The sequence below is a fragment of the Rufibacter ruber genome (assembly GCF_001647275.1).
GTDB classification, from domain to species: domain Bacteria; phylum Bacteroidota; class Bacteroidia; order Cytophagales; family Hymenobacteraceae; genus Nibribacter; species Nibribacter ruber_C.
Genome location: NZ_LRMM01000115.1, coordinates 1 through 7,988, shown reverse-complemented (window position 1 = coordinate 7,988; position 7,988 = coordinate 1). Strand labels below are relative to the sequence as shown.

Here is a 7,988-nt window from a genome sequence, read left to right as displayed (position 1 = left end):
GGCGCTTCTGGTGGCCGCTGGTGCTGGTGGCGTAACGGGCGCCGGGGCAGCAGGTGCCTGCGCCGCCGGGGCCGGAGCTGGTTTAGGCGGAACCGGTCTTCCTTTAGAATCCAGCTCTATTTTCCCCAACACTTTAATGCCGGGCAATGACGCACCGGCAGAGGCCGCCGGGGCCGGAGCAGGGGCAGGTGCCTGTGGTGCTGGCGCGGCGGGCTTGGGGGTCTCAGGCTGCGTGCGCACCTGGTTTGATTTGATCAAAACTTCTGGTTCTGGCTCCGGCTGCTTCTTAGGCTCTGGGCGCTCGGCTTCGGCTGGTTTTTTCCCGATGTTCAGCTCTGCTGCCTCGGCCTTGGCCTGCATGGAGGAAGCAAACTCTTTCGACAGCATATTGAACTGCTCCGGGGTAATTTTTGAAGTAGGTTTATTCTCGATATCAACCCCTTTTGACCCCAGGAAATCTACCACGGTAGATAAGCTGATGTTCAAGGTGGTTGCTACCTGTTTAAGCCTCATCGATCTTTCTTCTGACATGTTCAAATATGCTGTTATTTTTTTACTAGGTTGGTTACTATCTGTTGACTCATTCAAAGGATGGGTGCCTGCAAAAACGTGTTTTTGACCTGTTTCCCGGAAAATAGGCCTAAAACGGCCCCATCCTCCGGTTAGATCAACTAACCCGGCACATTACGCGCACCACTTAGTTATTTTCTTCTGATTCAAACTCCTGACGGATGATATTGAGCAAATCCTCCACGGTCTCTTCTTCCAGCTCCGTGCGGCGCACCAAATCTTCCTTGCTCACAGCCAATACGCTGCGCGCGGTATCCAGGCCAATACGCTTGAGTTCCTCAATCACCCAGGCTTCAATCTCATCTGAGAATTCTTCCAGGTCAATGTCTTCCTCAAAGCCTTCGGTCTCTCTGAAGACATCAATCTCCAGACCCACCAGCTTGCTGGCCAGTTTAATGTTCTGCCCGCCTTTTCCAATGGCCAGTGACACCTGGTCTGGCTTCAGGAACACAGAGGCGCGGCCGGTTTCCTCATTGATCTTGATGCTGCTGATCTTGGCTGGGCTCAGCGCCCGCTGTATGTACAGCTCCACGTTGTCTGTGTAGTTGATCACGTCAATGTTCTCGTTCTCCAACTCGCGTACGATGGTATGGATACGGGAACCTTTCATGCCCACACAGGCACCTACCGGGTCAATACGGTCATCATACGACTCTACGGCCACCTTGGCACGCTCGCCGGGCTCCCGCACAATTTTCTTGATGGTGATCAGGCCATCTGCAATCTCAGGCACCTCGTTCTCAAAAAGACGCTCCAAAAACTGCGGAGATGTACGGGAAAGAATGATTTTAGGTGTCCCGTTGATGATTTCCACGCGCTGCACCACCGCCCGCACCACGTCACCTTTGCGGTAACGGTCTTTGGGGATCTGCTCGCCTTTAGGGATCAGCAACTCATTGTCTTCAGAGTCCAGGATCAGCACCTCGCGGTTCCAGACCTGGTAGACCTCGCCAGAGATGATTTCACCTACCTGGTCTTTGTATTTCTGGTACAGCAAGTCTTTCTCCAGGTCTTTTACGCGCTGGATCAGGGTTTGGCGGGCCGTCAAGACGGCACGGCGGCCAAAGTCCTCTAACTTGATCAGCTCAGATACTTCTTCGCCTACCTCAAAGTCAGGTTCAATTTTACGGGCATCAGACAACGCAATCTTATCATCATCCCAGATGTCTTCTGAGTTGTCATCTACAATTTCGCGGTTACGCCAAATCTCCAGGTCACCTTTCTCTACGTTCAGGATGATGTCAAAATTCTCATCAGTAGACCATTTCTTCCGGATCATGGTGCGGAACACGTCTTCCAAGATCCGCATCATGGTAGGGCGGTCAATGTTCTTGAATTTGGCGAACTCCGCAAACGATTCGATCAATACTGAACTATCCATGTCTTATCTTATTTAAAAGAGATTACAATCTGCGCTTTCACAATATCATTATAAGCCACGTGCACGGGCTCACGCAAAGATTTCTTATGCTTCACTTTCACTTCCTCGGCAAAGAGGATACCGTCTTCCAGGGCGTCTGTGATTTCACCGGTCTTCTCCACCCCCTCAGCAAAGGTAACTTTCACCAGACGGCCAATATTCTTTCTGTAGTGGCGGTCTGAGGTCAGCGGGAAGTCAACCCCCGGTGAAGACACCTCAATCACGTAAGAGATTTCCTCCCCGTAGGTCTCTTCTATTTTCTTGGCTACACGGCGGCTAATCTGGGCACACTGGTCAATGGTGATGCCTTGGTCGCCGTCTGCCAGAATGGTCACTTTGGGCCGAACGGGCGTATCAGAGACCTTCACGCTCACCAGGAACAGGTCTGGTTCTGGCAGCGCGTCTTGGGCGAAACCCTCAATTATTTTTTCGTCTAAGGCCATTCGTACTCTGGATAACAAATAAAAAGGGGGACTCTCTCGTCCCCTCTCCTTTCATTTAATCGCACAAATGTACAAATAAATACACTGAAACACAAGTAACAGCGTATTAAGTACGTTTTAACTTCTTGCAAAGAAAATTTTCAGGGAGGGAAGCCCCAGGAAACAGGAATCCCCGAAGCGGAAAATCACCCAAGCCTCACCTGTGAATTAACCTATTGAATGCGCCTTTAGTTCAAATAGCGGCCAAGCCGAAACCAAACCTGAAGGCTCCTGTTTTTGGCCTGTTTTCCCAAAAACAGGCAAAAACAGGATTTCAGTTAAGAGAACAACCGGAAGACTACAAACGCCGACACGTACGCCAGCCCGGTCATGTAGAGCATCTGCAGAATAGGCCATTTCCAGCCTTTGGTCTCACGGTACACCACCGCAATGGTGCTCATGCACTGCATGGCGAAGACGTAGAAAATGAGCAGTGAAAACGCGCGCGCCGGGGTGAAGAACGGCTGCCCGAAGGCATCTTTTTCGGCCAGCAGCTTCTCTTTCACGGTAGAAATATTCTCAGAATCACCTACGCTGTAGATGGTGGAGATGGTGCCCACAAACACTTCACGGGCCGCGAAGGAGGTTAACAACGCAATACCCACTTTCCAGTCATAGCCCAGCGGCCGGATGGCCGGCTCAATGAATTTCCCGAACTGCCCGGCGTAAGACGCCTCCAGTTTCTGGCCCGCCACATGCGCTTCGGCGTCAGCCTCTTCTAAATTTAACGCAGTCAGTTCCGCGGTAGCGCGCTGCTCGGCTTTCTCTAAAGCATCACCGGGACCGTAAGAAGACATCACCCACAGAATCACCGAGATGGCCAGAATCACTTTACCGGCCTGGAACACAAACGCTTTGCTTTTCTCCACAATGGTGAACCCAACGTTCTTCCAGCGCGGCATTTTGTAGGTGGGGAACTCCATGATGAAGTAGCTGCGCTCTTTGGTTTTAAGCACCCATTTGAGCAGCGCCGCCGAGAAAATAGCCGCCAGGAAACCAATCAGGTACAGCCCCATGAGCACCAGCCCCTGCAAACTTAAAAAGCCCAGAAAATATTGCTCCGGCACCACCAGCGCAATCATAACGGTGTAAATGGGCAGACGCGCCGAACAGCTCATGAGCGGGGTCACGAAGATGGTAATCATGCGGTCTTTCCAGTTGTCAATGGTGCGGGTGGCCATGATGGCGGGTACGGCGCAGGCTACGCCTGAAATCAACGGCACCACACTTTTCCCGTTCAGCCCGAACTTGCGCATAATCTTGTCCATCAGGAACGTGACGCGGGCCATGTAGCCGGTTTCCTCCAGAATGGCAATAAACGCAAACAGAATGGCAATCTGCGGAATGAAGATGAGCACGCCGCCCAACCCGGCCAGAACGCCTTCGGTGAGCAGGTCTACCAGCGGCCCCTCGGCCTGGGTGTGAATCCAGGCGTTGAGGGTGGCCACGCCGGTGTCAATCAAATCCATGGGGTAGCTGGCCCAGGCAAAGATGGCCTGGAAAATCATAAACAGTACGCCAAAGAAAATCAGGTACCCGAAGACTTTGTGGGTAAGAATCTGGTCTACTTTATTGCTGAACTGCTCGTTGTTTTCGGCCTTGGTCACGCGCATGCTGTCCAGCAGCAGCCCGTTAATGCGGGTGTAGCGGTCAATGGTCTCGGCGGCCTGCTGCGCGTTAGACTGGAACCCGTATTTTTTGACTAAATCAGCAACATAATCTTTATCGTCGTCAGAGAGGAATTTCAGTTTCTGGAACTGGTGGGCGTAGTGCCAGGCCAGGTAGTCATTGCTCAACTCAAAGTAGTAGCGTATCTGCCGCACCATCACCAGCAGGTTCTCCGGAATCTGGAAGAAGCTGGGTTTGGGTGCCTCCAGCTGCTGTGAAAGCAAAATCTTCAACGCGGCCAGCCCGCTGCCGGTACGGGCGTTCACTGGCACCACGGGCACGCCCAGCTCGCTCTGCAGTTCGGCTATGTCTATCTTCACGCCGTGTTTTTCGGCCACGTCCATCATGTTCAGCGCCAGTACGGCCGGGATTTTTAAGTCGGCGAGCTGGGTGAAGAGCAGGAGGTTGCGCTTGAGGTTAGAGGCATCGGCGGTGATGACCAGCACGTCTGGGTAAGACGCAGACTTTTTATCATGCAACAGGTCAATGATGACCTTTTCGTCCAAGGATTTGGGGTAAAGGCTATACGTTCCCGGCAAGTCAATCACCTGCGCCTTGAGGCTGGCGGTGAGTAGCGTGACCCCGGTCTTCTTGTCTACCGTTACACCCGGAAAGTTGCCCACTTTCTGGTTGAGGCCCGTTAAGTGATTGAAAAGAGAAGACTTACCGGAATTGGGGTTGCCAATCAAGGCGATCTTTGCCGGGGCCGTACGGGGCGCAGCAGAAGTGACAGGAGGAACGGAGGCGGGGGCCGGCGCGAGAACTTCAGACATAGACTAAGCCTTTAACTTGATGGTAGCAGCTTCGTCTAAACGCAGGGATAAGGTGTAATCGTTCACAATAATGGTAATGGGATCGCCCAACGGGGCGCGGCTGTTGAGTTTGACCTCTACGCCGGGAATGCAGCCCATCTCCAGCAGCTTCAAAGACATGTCAGGGTCAGACAGGCTACAGATAATGCCTTTCTCGCCAATCTTCAAATCCCGTACGCTCTTTTGCTCTCCTTGCACCTGTCTCTGCTTTATTTAGACTTGTTATAAACAGTTGCAAGGTACAAGGTGTTCCTTGTGATTCCAAAAAGTTGGGGAGGTTTCCCAGACTGTCATCAGAATTAGGGTAGTTTCCGCAGGAAATGGCTGGGAAACGCTGGAGAAAGTGTGTCTTTCTGGAAGGAAGCAGCTGAATTTTACCAGCGGTTTCTGTTTTTGGCCTGTTTTCCGGAAAACAGGCAAAAAACGCAAATTAACGTTGCCTCTCAGGGTAAGCACCCGCGAATGTTTTTCCGTTTCTGACCTCTTTTGGCCAAAACAGGCCAGAAACAGGAACAATTATTCAGAAACTGATTTCGGGCACAGCACCTGGTAATTGTTGAAGAGCAGGTTTTGCGGGGAGACAGACCAGTAGACGTCTACGCCCGCAGGTTTCAGCAGGAAAGAACTGGCCCAGATGTCTTTGCCTTCCAGCCAAACGTTTAGCCGCTGCCCCGGCGCCACTTTGGAAACAGTCAGTGCCAGCTTCACCCAGCTGCCGTATATCTCAAAGCTATCTTTGCCGTCAACTTTAGTTTTTGCTAAGACGTTGCCTACAGCATCAAGCTGGGAGCAGTACAGCACCGGCAGATTGCGCTCTGATTGTGCGTTACCCCAAACAGAAATCTCCCAAACAGAGTCAGGACTGGCCGGGAGAGGGCCATTGAAAAGGAACAACGGCCCCTTCTCCACCCGCTTCTCCCCTACTCCAAACACGCCTCCTGCCCTTTGTCCGCCCAGGCCGTTCCAGACAAAAGGGGCACTCCGGTTTAAGTAGAAGGAACCTGCTTTTACAAGATGGGCAGAATCTTTTTGAAAGGCCGCCGCCACCACTGATTTCCTGGTTTCAGCAAGAGCTGCAAGCGGAAGCCTATAAAAGCTGAGGCTATCTGTCTTAAACAGGAATTGGCCTTTTAGCCGCAATTGCTCCTCATTTTCTACTAAGGCTTCATTGGTGACCGCCACCAGAAACGGCTTCCGGGTGGGCAACTGGGGCAGCAAAGACTTCGCCAGCAGGTCACTGCCCAGCAACTGCGTCTGCGCCAGCACCTGGGCCTGGGAGGTTCTGGCCATCATGACCGTGGCCAACGGGAGCCCCGTCTGCAGCGACAGCCGCATGGCATGGTACAGCGAACGGCTCCGGTAGCCCCTGTCTATTTTTTCTGAGCCTTGTGAAAAATACGGCAACGGAAGTATGGCCTGAAACGCTTCCGGCGAAACACCATGGGCCCGTAATATCTGATTGAGGTTGTCCTGCCTGCCGTTAAACGAGTAGCCCACCGGGTGTTTGCCCACATTCCCCAATTCGGTTTTCGCAAAGAAGTAGGCATCTGTGCCCCACAGAACCAGAAAACCGGCCAAGAAGGCATAACTCACAGCCTTTCGGCGCTGCCGAAGCTTTCTAAACAGGGCGTAGAACACATAGGCTACCACCGCCGCGTAAACGTAATAGAACGGCCAGGCAAAGCGGTACAGCACCCTGAACTGCTCCAGCATGGGCGTTTGCTCTACCCACGCCTGAAACCCGTATTTCAACGGAATGGCCATGCCAAACAAAAGCAGGCCCACGGCAGGCCATACACTATAGCGCAGCACCGCCGGAAACACGGGCCTGAAAATGAGCCTGAACTTGCCTTTGAGCAGATACCTGGTTCCTTTGAACAAAAAAAACAGCACGCAAAGCGTACCTGCCAGCCCGGCATACGCATAACTCACCTGCCGGGAATCTTGCAACCCCGGGAAAATCTTCTGGAGCGCGGGCAGGTAGAAGAGCCGGTACGGATAAAAAATGCCTTCCAGATTGGCCCGGTGCACGAAGAACCCGAACGGGTGCTGCGGCCGGTCAGGAGTAGCATCAAGCAGGGAAATGAACAGCAGGAACAGGGCGCTGGGCAATATGGCACCTGCCAGCAGCTTGCCAGAAATTTTCACCTGCTTTTCCTGCCAGGCATATACCAACGCTACCGCCGCCCCAAACATGCCATTCAACGCCAGATGGTACACATGAATAAAGCCCATGGCCAGAGAAACCAGCACGTACCCAACCCACCATTTCCAGCTTCCCCCATTCTCCAGGTACTTGATGAGCAGGAGCCACGGCAGCAGCAGCGCGAAAGAATACGTAAGCGCATACTGGAAATCAAACTGGGTGTTCTGGGGGCTCATGAGCAGAATCACCACAGCTGCCAGCACCGTATACCAGCCCGGCAAAAGCAGGCGCACCAGAATGCGCTGCATGCACCAGGCCCCAATCGCCACAGAAAAGAAAAGGAACAGGTTCTGCCCTGCCGTGACGTATTCTGCAATGGGCCAGACATTGCGGTGAATCCAGGCCAGCGGAACCGAGAACAACGGTTGGTTATCTGAGAAGAGCGCAATGTCGCCAAACGGATAATTCATGCCGGTGAACCAGAGGTTGCTGTTGTACTTGACGTAGTACGCCACCACGTAATAGTTCTTGATGTGGTCGCCCATCACCTCAAACAGGTACTTGCCCGGCGAAAGAAATACGTCAACGCCCACCACCGCCACCAAGGCCAGCAACGTGGCCCCGGCGCTTACCCATGCATATTTCCTGTTCCTGTCTGTTTCCCGCATGTGCACTGCAATATCTTTCAAATGTAGCGAAGATACGGTTACCCTTTTCTAATCTGTTACAGTTGCAACGCAGGTTGGCGGCAACCTTGCCTTTGTTTTTTTGGCTCAGCCGAAGCCATTGGCTTAGAGAGAGCTCTGCATGATGTTCAGCCCCGTTCCTGTTTTTGCCTGTTTCCGGAAACTAGGCCAAAAACAGGAATGGACCAAAAAGGATGCCTAACC

At 52.7% G+C, this 7,988-nt stretch carries 5 protein-coding genes and 1 pseudogene; all 6 read right to left on the bottom strand.

Annotation, left to right across the window (positions count from 1 at the left end):
* A pseudogene (locus tag A8O25_RS21595) lies at positions 1-531 on the bottom strand (translation initiation factor IF-2); the annotation flags it as partial.
* Between the two features lie 166 nt (positions 532-697).
* Entirely contained in the window at positions 698-1,951 is a 1,254-nt protein-coding gene (gene nusA / locus A8O25_RS21590; protein WP_066839626.1) for a transcription termination factor NusA, read from the bottom strand.
* An 8-nt stretch (positions 1,952-1,959) separates the two neighbouring features.
* Positions 1,960-2,433 carry a ribosome maturation factor RimP gene (locus A8O25_RS21585; protein ID WP_066839624.1) on the bottom strand — a complete coding sequence of 158 codons (474 nt, stop codon included), beginning with the start codon at positions 2,431-2,433 and terminating at the stop codon, positions 1,960-1,962.
* Between the two features lie 317 nt (positions 2,434-2,750).
* On the bottom strand, positions 2,751-4,913 hold the full coding sequence (gene feoB / locus A8O25_RS21580; protein WP_082893824.1) for a ferrous iron transport protein B: 2,163 nt from the start codon (positions 4,911-4,913) through the stop codon (positions 2,751-2,753).
* 3 nt (positions 4,914-4,916) lie between these two features.
* Positions 4,917-5,150 (bottom strand): FeoA family protein, encoded by a 234-nt coding sequence (locus A8O25_RS21575; RefSeq protein WP_074988010.1) that lies wholly within the window; start codon positions 5,148-5,150, stop codon positions 4,917-4,919.
* Positions 5,151-5,468: 318 nt separating this feature from the next.
* Positions 5,469-7,787: a DUF6311 domain-containing protein gene (locus A8O25_RS21570; protein WP_066839621.1), complete on the bottom strand. Its 2,319-nt coding sequence runs from the start codon at positions 7,785-7,787 to the stop codon at positions 5,469-5,471.
* Positions 7,788-7,988 lie beyond the last annotated feature (201 nt).